The 19623-nt window shown below is 44.1% G+C and carries 12 protein-coding genes; 3 read left to right on the forward strand and 9 right to left on the reverse strand.

Annotated elements, in window-relative coordinates; genetic code table 11:
* Window positions 1-61: 61 nt before the first annotated feature.
* A complete protein-coding gene (locus WMO75_RS00080; RefSeq protein ID WP_022213682.1) occupies window positions 62-682 on the forward strand; it encodes an HAD family hydrolase in 621 nt (206 codons plus the stop codon).
* 70 nt (window positions 683-752) lie between these two features.
* Here the strand turns inward: WMO75_RS00080 and WMO75_RS00085 are convergent, their stop codons facing one another.
* The 9 genes from WMO75_RS00085 to gap all read right to left on the reverse strand — a co-directional run bounded on the left by WMO75_RS00085 (window position 753) and on the right by gap (window position 16138).
* On the reverse strand, window positions 753-1049 hold the full coding sequence (locus WMO75_RS00085) for a DUF3784 domain-containing protein (RefSeq protein ID WP_022213683.1): 297 nt from the start codon (window positions 1047-1049) through the stop codon (window positions 753-755).
* A gap of 21 nt (window positions 1050-1070) precedes the next feature.
* Complete coding sequence (locus tag WMO75_RS00090) at window positions 1071-2924, reverse strand: L,D-transpeptidase family protein (protein WP_022213684.1); 1854 nt, start codon at window positions 2922-2924, stop codon at window positions 1071-1073.
* A gap of 261 nt (window positions 2925-3185) precedes the next feature.
* Window positions 3186-8372, reverse strand: coding sequence for an Ig-like domain-containing protein (locus WMO75_RS00095; RefSeq protein ID WP_349077446.1), 5187 nt, complete (start codon window positions 8370-8372; stop codon window positions 3186-3188).
* Window positions 8373-8581: 209 nt separating this feature from the next.
* Window positions 8582-10123, reverse strand: coding sequence for a 2,3-bisphosphoglycerate-independent phosphoglycerate mutase (gene gpmI, locus WMO75_RS00100; RefSeq protein ID WP_349077447.1), 1542 nt, complete (start codon window positions 10121-10123; stop codon window positions 8582-8584).
* 84 nt (window positions 10124-10207) lie between these two features.
* Entirely contained in the window at window positions 10208-11356 is a 1149-nt protein-coding gene (locus WMO75_RS00105; RefSeq protein ID WP_349077448.1) for a DUF2974 domain-containing protein, read from the reverse strand.
* Window positions 11357-11407: 51 nt separating this feature from the next.
* Window positions 11408-12703, reverse strand: coding sequence for a homoserine dehydrogenase (locus WMO75_RS00110; RefSeq protein WP_022213725.1), 1296 nt, complete (start codon window positions 12701-12703; stop codon window positions 11408-11410).
* 192 nt (window positions 12704-12895) lie between these two features.
* Window positions 12896-13645 carry a triose-phosphate isomerase gene (gene tpiA / locus WMO75_RS00115; protein ID WP_022213724.1) on the reverse strand — a complete coding sequence of 250 codons (750 nt, stop codon included), beginning with the start codon at window positions 13643-13645 and terminating at the stop codon, window positions 12896-12898.
* Window positions 13646-13798: 153 nt separating this feature from the next.
* Window positions 13799-14995, reverse strand: a complete 1197-nt coding sequence (locus WMO75_RS00120; RefSeq protein ID WP_298088927.1) for a phosphoglycerate kinase — start codon at window positions 14993-14995, stop codon at window positions 13799-13801.
* A gap of 123 nt (window positions 14996-15118) precedes the next feature.
* Window positions 15119-16138: a type I glyceraldehyde-3-phosphate dehydrogenase gene (gap, locus tag WMO75_RS00125; protein WP_015541145.1), complete on the reverse strand. Its 1020-nt coding sequence runs from the start codon at window positions 16136-16138 to the stop codon at window positions 15119-15121.
* A gap of 209 nt (window positions 16139-16347) precedes the next feature.
* Here gap and WMO75_RS00130 point away from each other — a divergent pair, with 209 nt between their 5' ends.
* Both WMO75_RS00130 and WMO75_RS00135 read left to right on the forward strand, forming a co-directional pair.
* Window positions 16348-17166: a histidinol-phosphatase HisJ family protein gene (locus tag WMO75_RS00130; protein WP_173905207.1), complete on the forward strand. Its 819-nt coding sequence runs from the start codon at window positions 16348-16350 to the stop codon at window positions 17164-17166.
* 55 nt (window positions 17167-17221) lie between these two features.
* Complete coding sequence (locus WMO75_RS00135) at window positions 17222-19519, forward strand: alpha-amylase family glycosyl hydrolase (protein ID WP_349077449.1); 2298 nt, start codon at window positions 17222-17224, stop codon at window positions 19517-19519.
* The last annotated feature ends 104 nt before the right edge of the window (window positions 19520-19623 follow it).

Genomic DNA, 19623 nt, shown 5'->3' on the forward strand with positions numbered 1-19623 from the left:
TATGAATTAAGGCAATTTTACCGGTATGATAAATCTCATTTTTTCCTGAAAGGACTATATTATGGACAGTATTATTTTTGATGTAGATGGAACTTTGTGGAATTCCACCGGAATCGTGGCGAAAGCCTGGGAAAACTATCTCCGCAATGTTGAACAGATCGAACTTCCTCTGACGGCTGAGATCATTGCTTCTATGTTCGGACAGCCGCTTCCGGATATTGCAAAGCAGATTTTTCCAGATGCCTCCAGAGAAGAACAGCTCCGTCTGATCGACCGATGCTGTAACGCAGAGCATGAAGCACTTCTTAAGGAATGCGCCCCTCTGTACGAAGATCTGGAGAAAGCCCTCCAGCTTTTAGCTGAGAAATACCCGCTGTATATCGTGAGCAACTGTGAGGCCGGCTATATTGAAGTATTTCTTGAAGCCACCGGCTTCGGCAAATATTTCAAAGGTCATCTGTGCAATGGTGATAACAATCTCGATAAGGGTTCCAACATCTCCCTCATCGCCAGAACTTATGATATGAAATCCCCGGTTTATGTCGGTGACACCATGGGAGATTTCCTTTCCTGCCGCAAGGCTGGCGTTCCGTTTGTCTTTGCTTCCTATGGATTCGGAGATGTACCGGAACCGGATGAGATCATCCGTAAGCCAATGGATCTCGTCGATCTTTTTTGTTAAAAAATATCCTGAAAAGTAACAGGAGCGTGGAAACTTCGAAATCGTTTCCACGCTCCTGTTTTGATTATTTTTATTTCTTTTTGCATTTGTATTTGAGGTAAAGTCCAAGTCCTACCATAACGAGCAGTAACAGAATCACATAAATGATTTCTGATGCTATTCCCTCTGTATAGGAGTCAATTCCTGTCAGAATACCGATCAAAATCAGTGCCACGCCGGAACCCTTGGTCATCTTGGCTTCATCGTATTTCGCTTTGCGGAGTTCTGCATTTCCTCCTTTGAGTAAAAAATCTCCGTGTCCTGTCAGAAGCAGGATTCCTGCGATCAGTGCTGCTGCCGTAAGCAAAAAATCAAATGATTTTCCCATTATTTTCTCTCCTGTAATTCTTTAGTAAAAGCATACGATCGGAACGTCATACTGAATCAGATCATACAGTACCTCTGCATTTTCCGGTGGAAGATTTATGCATCCATGAGATCCACTTGTCAGATAAATGTCACCGCCAAATTCGTCTCTCCAGTCTGCATCATGGAAACCAATACCTCCGTCAAACGGCATCCAGTATTGTACCGGCTGTTCATAATAATTTGCAGTTCCCTTCTGTCCGCCTCTCAGTACATCCGGACTCTTCTTATAATATAAGGTGAAGATACCGGCATGTGTCTGACGGTCAGCATAACTCATATTACCGGACACAAAATCTGATTCAAAAATATTCACACCGTCCTGATAATAGTACATATGCTGTTCACTGAGATCCACTTCAATATAAGTATTACCCAGGTCATTCACACCATAAGCATTCGCTGTCTGAGAATAAACAGGTTCCCGCGTTGTCTGTGTTCCTGACTGAATCTCCTGACTCAGCTGAGCAGTTTCTGCCGCCTGATCGATCTTCCATCCATAGACGGAACTGGATACATACACTGTTCTTCCGCTTGTTGCCTGAAACTCTCTCTCTGTACCAACAGTATCATAAGTTGCTGCAAGCTGTGCAACATAATCTGCCACGTGCTGCTGGAAAGAATTGTCATCCCATACCAGCTGACCTTTCTCATCAAACTGCAGCCAGTCCTTAATCGTATTACCATCCAGTGTCGTACTCTGGTCACCAAATGTATAAGTAATGCTTGCCTTCGTATAGTTGTTGCATGCTTCCAGTGCTGACTGAAGTGCCGGATCATCCTGGGTCACTTCTGCGGATACGTAAGCATCCTGGTTATCACTGAAATCTATACTTGCTTCATTAGCTTCCACTGCCGCATCAAGAAGTTTGTATGCTTCTTTGATGTTCAGTTTGCTTCCCTCTGTTTCCGGTACGATCACAAACTGATTATCCCGAAATGCCACATAGGCATTCTCCGGTTCTACCTGATTCTCGGCCTGTGCACAATTCAGAGATTTGAGCTGTTCCTGAAGAAGTGTCTTATTATAGCCGACATTCTCGGATACGGTGTAGCTTTTCTGTTCGTAGAGACCCCTGATCCATTCATATGGTTTCTGTTTCTTAAGAAGCTGAAGGATTTCGCCAGTAGACATATACTGGTAATCAATGTCCTCGCCTCTGATCGTCTGCGCAGCTATATTTCTGGAAGAAACTTCAATGGAGTATTCACTGAGTTTTTCTGCCATAAGCTGCTCTACTTCATATGCTGTCTTCTGCGAACAGTCAACTCCATTGATCCAGGTTCCCTCAAAGAAACGATCTGTAAAATAATAACTGATTCCGCCGTAGGCACATCCACCCAGAACTATTATCATCAGCATCACCAGACCAAAGATTTTCAGGCCTTTGTGAGTTTTCTTCTTGGCTCTGGTTCCTGGTGGAACATCTGAATTCTGATCCAGCTCATCCATTGGAACATAAATTACCGGACCGGGACGTGCTGACTTGTGTCTGCTTCGAACTGCCGGAACTTCTTCCTCTTGTTCCGGTTCTTCTTCCATCACTTCTTCTGATTCCTCTTCATCTGCTTCTTCCGAAGAATCAGTCCATACTTTTGTCTTCTCGTAGTCGTCCTCAGTTTCCCTTATCTCACGATTTTCCTCGTCCGGAGCTTCATTATCTGGTTCTTCATCTTCCGGATCCTCGTAATCAACCTGTATATCGTCAAACTCATCCTCGTCATCATCCAGAATTTTATCCAATGTCGCATTGATTCTGTCTTCGATATCTGTAGTCTCATCTGGTCTGCCTACATCATCCTCCGGCAAAGTTCCCTTATTTTCTTCGTTGTTCATTCTATACTCCCCTGCAATCAGCAAAATGGATGAATTCCTCATTGCTGCCATTTTTCTGTAACGCTTCTATTATAACATACTTCTGCCTTTTTGCACCTTAAATTGCATCTTTTTTTATGAAATGCCAAATTTCTGCACAGGTGTTATATTATGTCATTTCTCAGTATAACAAAAAATCTTTTATTTATTGTATCCTTGCTTATACTTTCTATTCCCGCAAAAAACGCGGGATACATTTCTGCATCCCGCGCTTTGGTTAAATTACTTTGTAACTTTTACCGTAGTTTTGTATACTGCTTTTCCGGATTTTACCGTGATCACGGCACTTCCTGTTTTTATTCCTTTTACTCTCCCATTTGCATCTACTGTCGCGATTTTCTTATTGGAACTTGTATAGGTTATTTTTTCCTGGCTGGTAAACGGATAACGAGCAGGTTTTAACGTAATGGTTTTTCCCCGTTTTACGCTAAGACTTCTGGCAATGCCGGTAATCTTCTTTGTTGTTACCTGGTTGCTCTGGACGGTAACTGTTATAGTTCTGCTTGCACCGCCGGCGGTTTTGACCAGTACTTTTACAGCTACTGCCTTTTTGCTTGTGCTTCTCTGAGCTGTCAGCCGGATATTACCGTTTTTGAGTTTTACAGCTTTTAAAACAGAACTTTTTGCTGAACTTACCAGTTTCACGTAATCTCCGTTTTTGAGACCGGATGATTTTATGGTTACTGTTTTTCCTCTCTGAAGCGGGAATGCATATGCTGAAAGATTCAATGCAGCTTTTAATTTCGCTGTTTTTCTGGTTTCTTTCTTTTTGCAGACACTGCAGGTTCTCGTTTCCTGTCCCTGTGCAAATACGGTTGCTTTCTTGGTTACAGTGTATTTGCCCCATTTATGCTTGCCTGTCGCCGGAATATCTGAAAGAGTTTTCTTTGCCTGGCATGCGGTACATTCCTGATGGCGTTTTCCTGCTTTGCCGCAGGTTGCATTGCTGTCTGTCACAGTTTCCCAGATATGACTGCATTCTGCATCTTTGTCATATACTGTAGGGAAATAGCAGTTTTCTTCGGCAATTTTTTCCCACACTTCATTTCCATATCTGTCAATGTGCCGTTCTTCGGCAATCAGGTGGAGATCACTCTGTCCCTGAGCTATACGACGCAGTGTCGGAATTGCTTCTTCATTCACTGCCTCCCATACTGTTTCGTCGTATTCCAGACGAATTCTGACATTCTCGTCATCCTGTATTTCTTCCCATTCCTGCGTTTCATCGTTGTACTTGAAAATACCAGGATGATGTTCATTTAAATCAATTGTTTCTCCAACGTTTGGATTCGTATCAATGATCTCTTTCAGTCGGATCTGTGCTGAATACTCCTTCACTGCCTGAGCATAAATCTGTGTTTCTGCACTCCACAGCGGATTATCTTCCTCATCTCTTTCTTTTGAAACTACTCTTAATCCAACAAAGATCTCCTGATCCTGAACATCTTTGGCTTTGATCGTCAGTGTATTGCCTTCGATATTTACATATCCAACAGCATTTTCGTCATAGGAATCCTCTATTAATTCAAATTCATACTCTGAACTGTCAACTTTTTCGCCATCCAAATGTTTCGCATCTCTGCGATATACGGAAAGGTCATACCGTTTTTCCTCATTTGCAAGAATAGAATCACTGTTGTTTTCCGGTATACAGTTGCACCAGTAAAAGACATCTGTTACAGAAATATTGAAAAATCCTTTTTGCTGGTTTCCATGGATATCTGTATAAGTAACTTCGATTTTTGTCTCTCCCGGTTTTTCTGCTTTCATGCGCCATCCGTTTTTGAGGTAGGCAATGCTATAAATTTGTTTATTTAAGGTTTTGACTTTTGTTATCTTTGCCTGAAGCAGTTCTCCATATGGATGCTCCGGATTTTCGACGTAGCAGTTCAGGTTCTGATTCAGCCATACGTTTTCGCCAGGAACAGTTTCCAGTGTTGCTCCAAAATTAATATAATATTCTTCAACATTTTCTTTGCCGTAAAGACCAGACTGGCATGTAAATACTTCTGTTCCGTTTATTTTTATGTGCGCCCGTACTTCAAACCAGTATTCGCTTCTGTCATTCTCCTCCAGCCATTTATCAGCTTTGCAGAGTTTTGTTCCATTAATTACAAGTACGCTGTCGTCACCTTTTTTCTCGGACCAGAACTTCTGACTGGTCGGTACCAGAGTGAACTGGTCGTTTTCATTTTCATCCACGTCTGTCCGGTATCCAACTTCCCATTCGACGGAGACATTCTTTTTGTCTTTGAGGCTTTCTGTATTTAACTGAAGTTCACCGGTTTCGCCATCAAAGAAATAGGTAGAATCCTCACCCTGTCTCATATTCTCAAACCAAACAGAATAGTCCAGTCCGTCAAACCAGTATTCACGGCGGCCGATTTCATTTCCATCTCCGTCTCTGGCAATTACAATTACCCGTGTACCATCTGTTGTATTTCTTCTCAGAATCGGGAACTGATCTTCGGAAGCTTCGTTTGTCCACTGGTTTGTGTCATATTCGAAATCAAAAGTCACATCGTCTCTAACATAAGGTTCTTCATTTTCTTTGATGTGTTCTACTTTGATTCCACACTGAGTCAGATCCAGCGTTTCATTTACATTAATATTCTCTATACTTTCAGGATAAAGTACATCATACTCTTCGCAGACTTCGATATGCGGGTTATTGTATGCTACATCTTCCCAGGTTTCATTTTCTGAAGGAATCATCGCTTTCAGGAGAATATCGGTTCCCCATGTTTCTTCTCCTGATTTAATCGTAAGTTCATGTCCGTTGATCTCCACGCTTTTCAGCAGGTTTGTCTCATACGCATATCCGTTCTCGTCTGGTGCAAATTCCAGTTTCCAGTCCTTAACTTCCTCTGAACCCTGGTCTTCGTCACTGTGTCTCCAGTCATGCGTCAGAACAAAGGAAAGTTTCATCTCGCTGTTTTTCAGCATGCAGCTGCCATCTGTCGGCCACTGTGGTTCCAGAATAAATCTGTCACTGTTCACATAAAGATTAAAACTATGCTGCTGTTCTTCACCGGAAAGATTATCATACGTGAGTGTTACTACCGCTGTTCCGAATCTCTTTGCCTGAATGTTCCATCCGTTTTCATCCTGATACTCAACTTCGCAGACTGGTGTTTCATCCTCTTCGTCCTCAGCATTGGAAACAGTCACATCTGCTACAGCAAAATCGAAATTTCTTCCATCAGGATTTTCCTGATTCTGTACCCATCCATCATAATTTCTGTTTATCCAGTAATCATCGTCCATCAGGATCACTTCATCTTCTGGCAAGTAATAATCCTCACGTGTCTCTCTCGGATTAATACCCGCCTGAGTCATATATACGTTTTCCTCTCCGACTTTTACAGATGCACGTACTTCAAACCAGAAATTATTTCCTACATTTTCATCAAGCCACCTGTTTGCATTCCAGAGTTTTTGTCCATTGATCTCAAGTATACTGTTATCTTCCGTTTCTGACCAGAAAATCATCTCTTCCGGTAATTCCATATCTGAGGTAAACTTATCGTCCCCGCCATTCTGGTCATCTGTTCTATAGCCTACTTCCCATGAAATGTAGGTGTCTCTGTCATTCAGGTTCTCCGTGTTTAATTTGAGTTCACCATTTTCATCGCTGAAGAAATAGGTGGAATAGTCCCCCTCTCTCAGATTTTCAAACCAGATCGAATAATCAAGATCATCAAACCAGTATTCGCGGCGGCCAATTTCATTGCCATCTCCATCTCTGGCAATCACATTTACCCAGGTACCATCTGCTGTTTTTCTTCTCAGAATCGGAAGCTGTCCGTCTGCCGCTTCATCTGTCCACTGATTTTTGTCGTATTCAAAACCATATGTTACATCGTCTCTGATATAAGACTCTTGATTTTCTTTGATGCGTTCTACTTTCAGATCACAGGTATTAAAATCCAGAACATCTCCTGCTTGAATATTCTCTATGCTTTCTGGATAGAGTACATCATACTCTTCGCAGACTTGAACAGGGATATTGACATAACTGTATGTCGGTTCTTCTGACTCATCCTCTGACGGATGCAGTGCTCTGAGGGCAATACCAGTTCCCCATGTATTGTCTTTTGATCTGATCGTAATCGTATGTTCTTCTCCATGAACCTCAACATCCAGAAGATTTGTGTCATATGCGTATCCACCCTCATCCGGATCAAGCTCCAGAGTCCATCCAGTCATATCTTCCGATCCCTGGTCTTCATCGCTGTTTTTCCAGTCGTGATGCAGGACGAACGAAATTGTCATCTCACTGTTTTTCAGCATATTATTGCCGGATGCCGGCCACTGTGGTTCCAGAGTAAATTTATGTCCGTCTACATAAATTCTGAAACTGTGCTGCTGTTCTTCGCCGGAAATATCCTTATAAGTAAGTGTTACTATTGCCGTTCCGAATCTCTTTGCCCGAATATTCCAGCCATCTTCATCCGCCAGCTCAATTTCGCAGACTGGTGTTTCATCCTCTTCTTCGGGTGCATTTACAACAGATACATCTGTTAATTCCAGTGCAATATCACCGCCGTTCAGATACTCCTCATTTTCTACATAACAGCTGTAGTTGTATCGACCTACCCAGTAATTCCAGTCTGTCAGAAGCACCTCATCATCTGGAAGGTGATAATCTTCTACATGCTCTCTCGAATAAAGCCCTGCCTGTTCCTGATATACCGGTTCGTCATTACCTTCTGTATTCACATACGCACGTACTTCAAACCAGTACTCGTCTCCTTTGTTGTCGCTGAGCCATCTGATGGCTTCCTGTAATTTCGCTCCATCAATTTCAAGAACACTGTTGTTCTCCGCATTTTCTGACCAGAAAATCATCTCTTCCGAAAGACCTGTATCTGTGGTAAACTCATCATTTCCAAGTCCGCCCGGATCATTTGTTCTGCTTCCCACCTCCCATGAAATAGAGGCATTTTTTCCATTCAGATTCTCTGTGTTTAATCGAAGTTCCCCGTTTTCATTGTCAAAGAAATACGTAGAGTATTCGTCATCTCTGAGGTTCTCAAACCAGATTTTATATTCTTCCGGATCCTGATTATTTTCTTCTTCACCTGCGGAAAATAATGGTTCCTCCTGAATCTCTTCATCCACTTCTTCTGCCGTGATTTCTGATTCTTCTGTTTCCTCGATCTGTGGTTCTTCCGCTTCTTCCACTACAGGTTCTTCGATCTCCTCTGACTGAAAATCATCCTGAATCTGTATTTCGGCTGTTGCATTCTCATCCTGAGCAGCCTGTTCTTCCGTAGTTTCTTCCTCATGTACTTCCTGTGCATCTGTAAAATCCAGTTCATCTGCCAGTACCGTAAATGAATTGCCACTAAGCGTCACCGTCGTCGCCAGCAGCCATGCCAGCATTCGTTTTCCTTTAGGTCTCATTCGCCTTCCTCCCTTTTTTATGTCGGTATTTCGATATACCGCATTCTTTTTTACATATTTTTAGTATATAGAAAATATTCAGAAAAGGCAACGTTTTTCTTAAATACGTCCAAATTTTGTGAATTTTCTCTAACCCCCTTGTTTTTTGTGCAAAAAAATGCTCCTGCATACCATTTGATATGCGGGAGCGTTTTTAGAAAATTTATTATTTATTTCTCGATCAGAAGGCTTTCTCCTGTCATGTCTGCCGGCTGTTCCATTCCCATTAACTGGATCAGTGTAGGAATGATGTCTGCCAGGCATCCGTTCTCTCTCAGAGTGTATTTCGGATCTGCATTTACAAGGATGAACGGAACCGGATTGGTTGTATGTGCGGTCCATGGCTCGCCTGTCTCATAGTCGATGAGCTGCTCTGCATTTCCATGGTCTGCACAGATGAACATCTGTCCGTCTACTTCCTTGAGGGCTTCTACTGCTCTTCCAACGCATCCGTCAACAGTCTCGATTGCCTTAACTGCTGCTGCCTGAACACCGGTATGTCCTACCATGTCAGGGTTTGCGAAGTTGATGATGATCACATCGTGTTTGTCAGATTTGATCGCATCTACCAGTTTGTCACAAACTTCCGGTGCGCTCATTTCCGGCTGGAGGTCATAAGTAGCAACTTTCGGGGATTTTACAAGGATTCTGTCCTCGCCTTTGTTCGGCTCCTCAACACCACCGTTGAAGAAGAAAGTAACGTGTGCGTATTTCTCTGTCTCAGCGATACGAACCTGTGTCATATCATGAGCTGCAAGATATTCGCCAAATGTATTCTTAAGCTGAACTTTGTGGAATGCAACCAGCTTGTTCTGGATCGTCTCATCATAATCTGTGAAACATACATAGGTAAGATCCAGTTTCTTAGCTCTCTCAAATCCCTTGAAGTCGTCATCGCAGAATGCTCTGGTGATCTCGCGTGCACGGTCAGGACGGAAGTTGAAGAATACTACGGAGTCTTTGTCCTGAATCTTGGCAACCGGCTGTCCGTCCTTCTCAATAACTGTCGGAAGTACGAATTCGTCTGTCTTGTCGTTGTCGTAAGAAGCCTGAACTGCTGCAGCTGCGTCTGTACCCTTGACACCCTCGCCCTCTGTCAGTGCTTTGTATGCAAGTTCTACACGATCCCAGCGGTTATCTCTGTCCATTGCGTAGTAACGTCCGGAAACAACACCGATCTGTCCAACACCGATTTCTTTCATCTTAGCTTCAAGCTGCTCGATGAATTCCTTACCGGATGCCGGCGGTGTGTCACGTCCGTCGAGGAAGCAGTGTACATAAACTTTGCTCAGTCCCTCTCTCTTGGCCATCTCAAGCAGTGCGTAGAGATGAGTATTGTGGCTGTGTACACCACCATCAGAAAGAAGTCCCATAAAATGTACAGCAGAATCGTTTTCCTTCGCGTTCTTCATTGCTGCGAGAAGTGCTTCGTTCTTGAAGAAGTCGCCGTCGTTGATTTCTTTGGTGATTCTGGTAAGTTCCTGATATACGATGCGGCCTGCACCCATATTCATATGACCTACCTCAGAATTACCCATCTGTCCATCCGGCAGACCTACTGCAAGTCCGCTGGCATTTCCCTTAACAAATGGATATTCTGCCATTAATTTATCCATAACAGGAGTTTTTGCTTCGTAGATCGCATTTCCCTCATGTTTGTCATTCAATCCATAACCATCCAGGATCATTAAAACGGTTGGTTTTTTGCTCATAATGTTCTCCTTTATTGTATATAGTTTCTCTGCATTTTGCAGAATGTGTGTAGGTGTTTCTTTCTATTATATAGTACCAAAAATTTAGAATTTTTCAAGGATTTTATCGGAAAAGCTCTGCGGTAAAAATGGGATTTTTTCCATGTCAGGAAGTTTCAGCTGCTCCAGCCATCCGCCGAACAATGCGAGAAAAAGTTCCTGCACCATTTCTCTTGATTCCGGGGCAAAACTTTCAATCCGTTTTAGCATGGCAGTGAAGCTCTTGAGACCACCTGCCTGGATCTCACTTAAATTCTCAGAGCCAGACGCTTCGATCGTGGAAAAAAGATCTTCGATCAGGACTTTTTTCTGTTCTACATCCATGCCGTCGATCCACTTGTGCAGAATACTGACAAAAGTTTCTGCCCTGCTGCTCAGCTGTTCTTTGCTGGCGAAATGATTTCCACTGACTTCCCAGGAAAAACCGTCGTGCTGCAGCAGCCCCTTGTTGGAACTTGCAACAAGAACCGGTTCTTTGGAATGCTCCAGAAGTGTTCCGATGATCGAATATTCTGGAATGATCCTGGTGACTTTTGGAAGAAGTGCTTCTGTTTCAGGAAGTTCCAGAAACTCTCTGGAAAATCCCGGTCCGTCATTTGAGTAAACCTGAAGGATCCACGGATGGATCTCTTTGCACATCACGGCACCATAAACAGCAAGATTTCCACCTTTGGAGTGTCCGCCGACGCGGACCATTTCCTGTAAACTGCCGGCAATCCTTCTTAAATATTCCACTGCCCTCTCCTGCGCTGGAACAACGCCCATACTCAGATTAAAATCTTCTTTCCAGCCGACGATCGTATCATCGGTCCCGCGGAAAGATATATAAGAAGTTCCATCACTCAGACAAATTTCCACCGCCGAAAACTGCTGCGCTTCCTCCGCCACGATCTCATTCACATAATTACGGATCACACACTGTCCGAAGCGTTCGGTCTTTGCCATTTCAAGCATCATAAACGGTGCAAAGCGGATAAAAGATTTGTCTTCTTTGAGTTCTTTCTCAGTATGAAGTCGAAGAAATTTCTCTGTGAGCGCTTTGAGTTCTATTCCATTCTGGCTGGCTGCTTCCGGGATCCCATCCAGATTGACATAGGAAAAACATGCCAGGATCAGATTGTCTACGTCATTAAATTCTGACTGTGTAAAGGGAAGATCGCCTCTCCACTCGATATAGTCCATGATATTTCCCATATGCCGCACTCTCCTTATATTTATTTCCAATCACATACGTTTATCTGAATCTTATTCCCCGTAAACGCGAAGCATGCTGCTGATCTTGCGCACGGAGCTTCTGCCGCTTAATTCTTCCATTGCTGTACGGAAATCTCCCTCACGAACCTGGGCAGTGATCACAACAACCTCTGCACTTTCCTCTGCACGGGCTGCCTTCTGGATGATCTGTGCAACACTGACTCCGTATTTTGCAAACACAGCGGTCATCTCAGCCAGCACACCGCAACGGTCCTCTACGATCAGCCGCATGAAATAACGATTGTGGGTGTCTGCCATTTTCTTTACCGGGATTTCCTTGTAGCAGGTACATCCGATACGTCCACAGCAGTCTGCTTTGATGTTTCTTGCAATCTCAAAAACATCTCCGACAACAGCACTTGCTGTCGGAAGTTCGCCGGCACCACGTCCGTAGAACATTGCATTCTCAACTGCATCTCCGTTTACAAAAACGGCATTATAAGAATCGTTGACTGTTGCAAGCGGATGATTGCTTGGGATCAGCATCGGGCAGACATATGCCTCAATCCCTTCTTCTGTATTCTTTGCTACTCCGAGGAGTTTTATGTCACAGCCCATTTCTTTGGCGTATTTGATGTCTTTGGCTGTGATCTTGGTGATTCCTTCGATGTATACGTCGTCAAAAACGACTCTGGAATTGAATGCTACGGAAGCAAGGATCGCCACTTTACGTCCTGCGTCGAGTCCCTCGATATCTGCGGTCGGATCTGCCTCTGCGTATCCAAGCTCTGTCGCAAGAGCCAGTGCATCCTTGAATTCCATTCCTTCCTGTGTCATTTTGGTCAGGATAAAGTTGGTTGTTCCGTTGACAATACCCATAACTTCTGCCATGTGATTGCCTGCCAGACATTCTTTGAGCGGACGGATGATCGGAATTCCACCTGCAACTGCTGCTTCAAAGAGGAAGTCCACATGATGTGCCTCTGCTGCATCAAGAAGCTCCTTACCGTGAACAGCGATCAGGTCTTTGTTCGCGGAAACTACGTGTTTTCCTGCATTCAGAGCTGATAAAATGTAAGTTTTTGCCGGCTCGATGCCGCCGATCAGCTCGATCACCACATCGATCTCCGGATCATTTACGATATCATCCCAATTGTTTGTCAGGATCTTCGGATCATCTACCTTGGCTGCTGCTTTCTCAAGATTGCGCACCAGGATCTTGCTGATCTCTATTTCGCTTCCAAGTTTCGGGATCATTTCTTCTTTCTGATTTTTTATTACTTTGTAAACACCTGTACCTACTGTACCAAGACCCAGAAGGGCTGCTCGAATCACTTTTTTCTCCATTGGAAAATGGCTCCTTTCTCCTCGTCCCTGTTTATTTTATTTCAGGGTGTATTCTACCACTCGGTTTTTATAGTATGGCATAAAATGTTTTTTGTCAAGCGCGGACATTTGTACGTGCATGAAAAATATAAAAAGCCAGATACTTTACACCTGACTGGTCCAAAGTATCTGGCTTTATTAATTATCGTTTTATTATTTGTAGCAAACGATCTTTCCGAAGTCTGGTTTGAGGGATGCTCCACCAACAAGACCTCCGTCGATGTCAGCCATAGCAAACAGTTCTGCTGCATTTCCTGCATTTACAGATCCGCCGTACTGAATACGGATAGCTTCTGCTGTATCTGTATCGTAGATCTCAGCTACGCACTCACGGATACCTTTGCAGATTTCCTGAGCCTGCTCGCTTGTAGCAGTTTTGCCTGTTCCGATAGCCCAGATTGGCTCGTAAGCGATAACCATAGTTTTAGCCTGCTCTGCTGTTACGTTCTGAAGGCCAACTTTAACCTGCTGACGGATCCAGTCCATAGTGATTCCCTGCTCTCTCTGCTCAAGGGATTCTCCACAGCACATGATCGGTGTGATGCCGTGCTCAAATGCTTTGAGGACTTTCTTGTTAACGTCTTCGCTTGTTTCTCCGAAGTAGTCTCTTCTCTCGGAATGTCCAAGGATAACATATTTAACACCAGCGTCTACCAGCATAGCCGGAGCGATCTCGCCTGTGTATGCACCTTTTTCTTCGAAGTACATGTTCTCTGCTGCTACAGCAATGTTTGTTCCTTTGCAAGCTTCTACAACAGGAACGATGTCGATAGCCGGAACACCGAATACTACGTCAACTTCGTCGTTCTGTACGAGTGGTTTCAGGGTTTCTACTAATTTAACTGCTTCGCTTGGAGTCATGTTCATTTTCCAGTTTCCAGCGATGATTTTCTTTCTTGCCATTTTTATTATCTCCCTTTATATTGTAATTTGACCAGCCATTGTTCGCCTGGCTCTAAATTCACACTGCGTCTGCGACTTGCGTTCATTAAGAGCGGCGAACCAAGTAAACGCTAAGTTCTGCCTGCGCCTACGGCTTGTCAATCACTAAGCTTTTTACTTGTCGTTTGCTGCTGCTACACCTGGCAGTTCCTTTCCTTCGAGGAATTCCAGGGATGCTCCACCACCTGTAGAGATGTGGGTCATCTTGTCGCCATAACCAAGGATGTTAACTGCTGCTGCAGAGTCTCCACCACCGATGATAGTTGTAGCTTCAGTGTCAGCAAGTGCTTTGGCAACTGCTTCTGTACCATGAGCAAAGTTCGGCATTTCGAAGCAGCCCATCGGTCCGTTCCAAACAACAGTCTTGGCATCCTTAACAGCGTCGCAGAAAAGCTGCTCTGTCTTCGGTCCGATGTCCATTCCTTCCCAGCCATCCGGGATGCATCCACGGTCTACAACCTGAATGTTGCAATCGTTGGAGAAATCATCTCCGATTCTGTTGTCAACTGGAAGAAGAAGTTTAACACCTTTTTCTTCTGCTTTCTTGAGCATGTCTAATGCATACTGAAGGTAATCATCCTCGCAGAGGGAATTACCAATGTGTCCGCCAAGTGCTTTGGAGAATGTGTAAGACATACCGCCACCGATGATCAGAGTATCAACTTTGTCAAGAAGGTTGTTGATAACAGAGATCTTGCTGGAAACTTTAGCTCCACCAAGGATAGCTACGAATGGTCTCTCCGGATTTTCAACAGCATTTCCGAGGAATGCAATTTCTTTCTCCATCAGATATCCAACTACTGCTGTATCCACATATTTGGTAACACCAACGTTGGAGCAGTGTGCTCTGTGGGCTGTACCAAATGCGTCGTTTACGAATACATCGCAAAGGGAAGCCAGATCTTTGCTGAACTCATCACCGTTTTTGGTTTCTTCTGCACGGTAACGTGTGTTTTCAAGAAGGATAACTTCTCCGTCTTTCATTGCCTCTACAGCTGCTCTGACAGTATCATCAACAACAACCGGGCTCGGAACGAATTTAACTTCCTGTCCGAGAAGCTCTGTAAGACGTTTTGCAACAGGTGCAAGAGATAATTCCGGTTTCGGCTCTCCCTTCGGTTTGCCAAGGTGTGAACAAAGAATGATCTTTCCGCCATCTGCGATCAGCTTCTTGATTGTAGGAAGAGCTGCTACAAGACGATTCTCATCTGTAATTTTGCCGTCCTGCAGAGGTACGTTAAAGTCACATCTTACCAGAACTTTCTGGCCTTTTACATTGATATCATCAACGGATTTCTTGTTTAATCCCATGCTAATATTCCTCCAAATTCATAAAAAATGGGTCCGGTCCAAATCAGACCGGACCCTGACTGAGTCTATTTGTGCTATTGCTCAATGCAATAACCTGCTCCACACTCTAACTTATGGACTTGATTAAGCGTTCAGAAGTTTGCCGAAGTGTTTGATTGTACGAACCATCTGGCTTGTGTAGGAGTTTTCGTTGTCATACCATGAAACAACCTGTACTTCTGTTGTGCCGTTCTCAAGTGGCAGAACCATTGTCTGAGTAGCATCGAACAGAGAACCAAATCTCATACCAACGATATCGCTGGATACGATCTCATCTTCGTTGTATCCGAAGGATTCGTTAGAAGCTGCTTTCATAGCTGCGTTGATCTGCTCTTTTGTTACGTTTCCTTCAACTACTGCTGTAAGGATTGTTGTAGAACCTGTTGGGGTTGGTACACGCTGAGCGGATCCGATCAGTTTGCCGTTCAGTTCTGGGATAACCAGACCGATTGCTTTAGCAGCACCTGTGCTGTTCGGAACGATGTTAACTGCAGCTGCACGGGATCTTCTCAGATCGCCTTTTCTCTGCGGTCCATCAAGTGTCATCTGATCGCCTGTGTAAGCGTGGATTGTGCACATGATACCAGATTTGATCGGTGCAAGATCGTTAAGAGCCTTAGCCATTGGTGCAAGGCAGTTTGTTGTACAGGATGCTGCGGAGATGATCTTATCTTCGTTTGTAAGACCTTCGTGGTTTACATTGTAAACGATTGTCTTAAGGTCGTTTCCAGCCGGAGCGGAAATAACAACGTGTTTAGCACCTGCATCGATATGAGCCTGAGCTTTGTCTTTGGAGGTATAGAAACCTGTGCACTCGAGAACTACGTCTACACCGATTTCTCCCCACGGAAGTTCTGCAGCGTTAGCTTTTGCATAGATTTTGATTTCTTTTCCGTCAACTGTGATGGAATCTTCTCCTGCTTCTACTTTGTCAGCCAGAGCGTATCTTCCCTGTGTTGAGTCATATTTTAATAAGTGAGCCAGCATTTTCGGGGATGTAAGGTCGTTGATAGCAACGATTTCAAATCCTTCTGCTCCAAACATCTGACGGAAAGCCAGACGACCGATACGGCCAAATCCATTAATTGCAACTTTTACTGCCATGATAAATTCCTCCTATGAATTAAATGGTTGATTATGGCGTTTGTTAAAGAAACGTCAACCTATTGCATATTGTATCGAATCTCGTACAAAAATTCAAGTGCATTTTAAAAAAAACATGATAAAAAATGTGTAAAATAGAAATGAAAGCGTAGCACGAAGCATTTTCTCATGCTATAATAGGTGCAGTTCATGTAAAGGAGGACAGAAAAATGTCAAATCAAATCTTATGGGACTGTCATATGCACTCTTCTTTTTCTGCAGATTCTGACACTCCTATGGAAGATATGATCCAGGACGCGATCCGACGGGGACTTCATGGTGTATGCTTTACCGAGCATCTTGACCCGGATTACCCGCCGACTCCGGATAATGAAACTTTTGAACTGGATCTGTCTGCCTATCAGGAAAACCTTTTCATGCTTCGGGACAAGTATCAGTCGAAACTGGATGTCCGTTTCGGGATCGAGCTTGGGCTTCAGCCGCATCTGGAACATTCTTTTAAGGAACTTCTGGAATCGGTTCCTTTTGATTTCGTGATCGGCTCTTCTCATGTCGTCCATGGTCAGGATCCTTATTACAGGGAATTCTTCAAGGGGCGTAAGGAATCGGAATGTTATATGGAATATTTTGAGTCCATTCTTGAGAATCTGGCTGTATTTTCGGAAATGGATGTTTACGGGCACATCGACTATGTGGTACGATATGGTCCCAACCAGAACCGCGAATACTCTTACGGACGCTATCAGGACATTCTTGATGAGATCCTGCGGACGATCATTTCCAAGGGCTGCGGAATCGAGCTGAACACCGGAGGGTTCCATTACGGGCTTGGCGAGCCGAACCCCTGCCGTGCAGTCATCCGACGCTACCGACAGCTTGGTGGGGAGATCATCACGATCGGTGCCGATGCACATGGTCCGGACAAGATCGCCTATGCATTTGATAAAGCGGCAGATATTCTTGCCGACTGCGGTTTTACATATTATACTGTCTTTAAAGACCGTAAGCCGGAATTTATAAAACTGTGATTTTATGATTCGGGCTTTATAATATAAGAAAAAACAAACAGGGAGGAAATAAATCATGGCAAAAAAACGCCTTCAGAAAAAACGTGAAGCAACCAAGACTGCTGCTTCCAAAAGTACAGCACCTGTGAAAGAAGCTGTAAAAGTAGAGGCTGAAACGGCGAAAGTGGAAACTAAGAAAGTGGAGCCGGTTAAGGTCGAAACCAAAAAAGTTGAACCAGCAAAAGTCGAGACTACTAAGACTGAGCCGGTTAAGGTCGAAACCAAGAAGGTTGATGCAGTCAAAGTAGAAACTTCCAAGACTGAGCCTGTTAAGGTGGAAACCAAGAAAGTTGAACCAGTCAAAGTTGAGACCACCAAGACAGAACCTTTGAAAGTGGAAACTGCCAAAACAGAATCCGTCAAAATCGAGTCCCACAAAGAGGACACTGCCAAAGTAGAAACTTCCAAGACAGAAGCTCCTAAAGTTTCTGCCAAAGAAGCGGCTGCCAAGATTCCTGCAAGAGATGACGATGCGATCTACTGCGAGCGTCTTTCCAGACATCTTGACGAGCTGAAATGGCTCTACTGTGAACTGTATCAGGACAATCCGTATGTTACCATGCATCTCAATGACCTGCTTACTGTACTCAAGAAATTTTATGATATGAGAAGCAATGACCTCAAAGAATCCGATATCCGCCGTGCAAAGGACCCGAAATGGTACAAGCGCAACGACCTTACCGGAATGATGATGTATGTCAATGCTTTTGCCGGTACTCTCTCCGGTCTGGAAAAGAAACTGGACTATGTACAGGAATGCAATGTAAATTATCTCCATCTTATGCCTCTTCTTGAGTCCCCTAAAGGACGCAGCGATGGCGGATATGCAGTTGCTGACTTCCGTAAGGTACAGGAAGAGCTCGGAAACATGGATGATTTTGCACATCTGACTTCCGAATGCCACAAACGTGGAATCAGTGTCTGCCTGGACTTTGTTATGAACCACACTTCTGAGGATCATGAATGGGCAAAACGTGCACGCGCCGGTGAAAGAGAATATCAGGACCGCTACTTCTTCTTTGACAGCTATGATATTCCGTCTCTGTACGAGCAGACCTGCCCACAGGTATTCCCGACTACTGCACCTGGAAACTTCACATGGCTGGATGATATCCATAAACATGTTATGACTACATTCTACCCTTATCAGTGGGATCTGAATTATCGCAATCCGATCGTTCTCAATGAAATGATCTTTAACATGCTGTATCTTGCAAACCAGGGTGTGGACATTGTTCGTCTCGATGCCGTACCGTATATCTGGAAACAGCTTGGAACCAACTGCCGTAACCTGCCGCAGGTACACACTATCGTTCGTATGATGCGTATGATCTGCGAGATCGTCTGCCCGGGCGTACTGCTCCTTGGGGAAGTTGTCATGGCTCCTGAAAAAGTCGTTCCATACTTCGGAACTGTAGATAAACCGGAATGCCACCTGCTTTACAATGTAACTACTATGGCAAGCACCTGGCACACTGTTGCAACAAGAGATGTCTCCCTGCTGCGCCGTCAGCTTGATATTGTTGCCGGACTTCCGAGAGATTACGTATTCCAGAATTATCTCCGCTGCCATGATGATATCGGCTGGGGTCTGGATTATGACTACCTTGAGAACTTCGGAATCCAGGAAGTTCCTCATAAGAAATATCTGAATGATTTCCTTACAGGAAAATATCCGGATTCTTTCGCAAGAGGCGAGCTATACAATGACGACCCGCGTCTTGGTGATGCAAGACTCTGCGGTACTACTGCTTCTCTCTGCGGTATTGAACGTTTCGGATTTGAAGGAAATGAAGAAGGTGTTGACCGTGCGATCCGTTATGACATCACACTGCATGCATTCATGCTTTCACAGTCCGGTATTCCGGTCATTTACAGCGGTGATGAGATTGCACAGCTCAACGATTACTCCTACAAGGATGATCCGGACAAAGCTGCCGATTCCCGTTACCTCCACAGAGGAAACTTCCGATGGGATCTCGCCGAGAACCGTAATCGTCCGGAAACTGTTCAGGGCAAACTCTTCCCTGTACTTGACAAGCTGGAACATCTCCGTATGGAACACAGCGTATTCAACAGTGAGGTACCGATCCGCACTATTGATACCTGGGATGATTCTATCCTTGCTCTCGTGCGTGAAAATGATGAAGAGAAGTTCATCGGTATCTACAACTTCAGTGAATTTGACAAGGTTGCATGGATCAACGAAGACGACGGTATGTACACTGACCTGATCTCCGGCCGCGAACTCGAAGCCAAAGGAGTGCAGATTCCTGCATTCGGATGCTTCTGGCTGTGCAGACGGAAGAAATAGACTTTTTCTGTAAAATAAAAATCAGCCCTGTGAATCATGAAAATTTTGATTCATGGGGCTGGTTTTTATTCCTGTATTTTCTATAGAGAATAAATCCATTTCGT

This window comes from Blautia intestinihominis (genome assembly GCF_040096655.1).
GTDB classification, from domain to species: Bacteria; Bacillota; Clostridia; order Lachnospirales; family Lachnospiraceae; genus Blautia_A; species Blautia_A intestinihominis.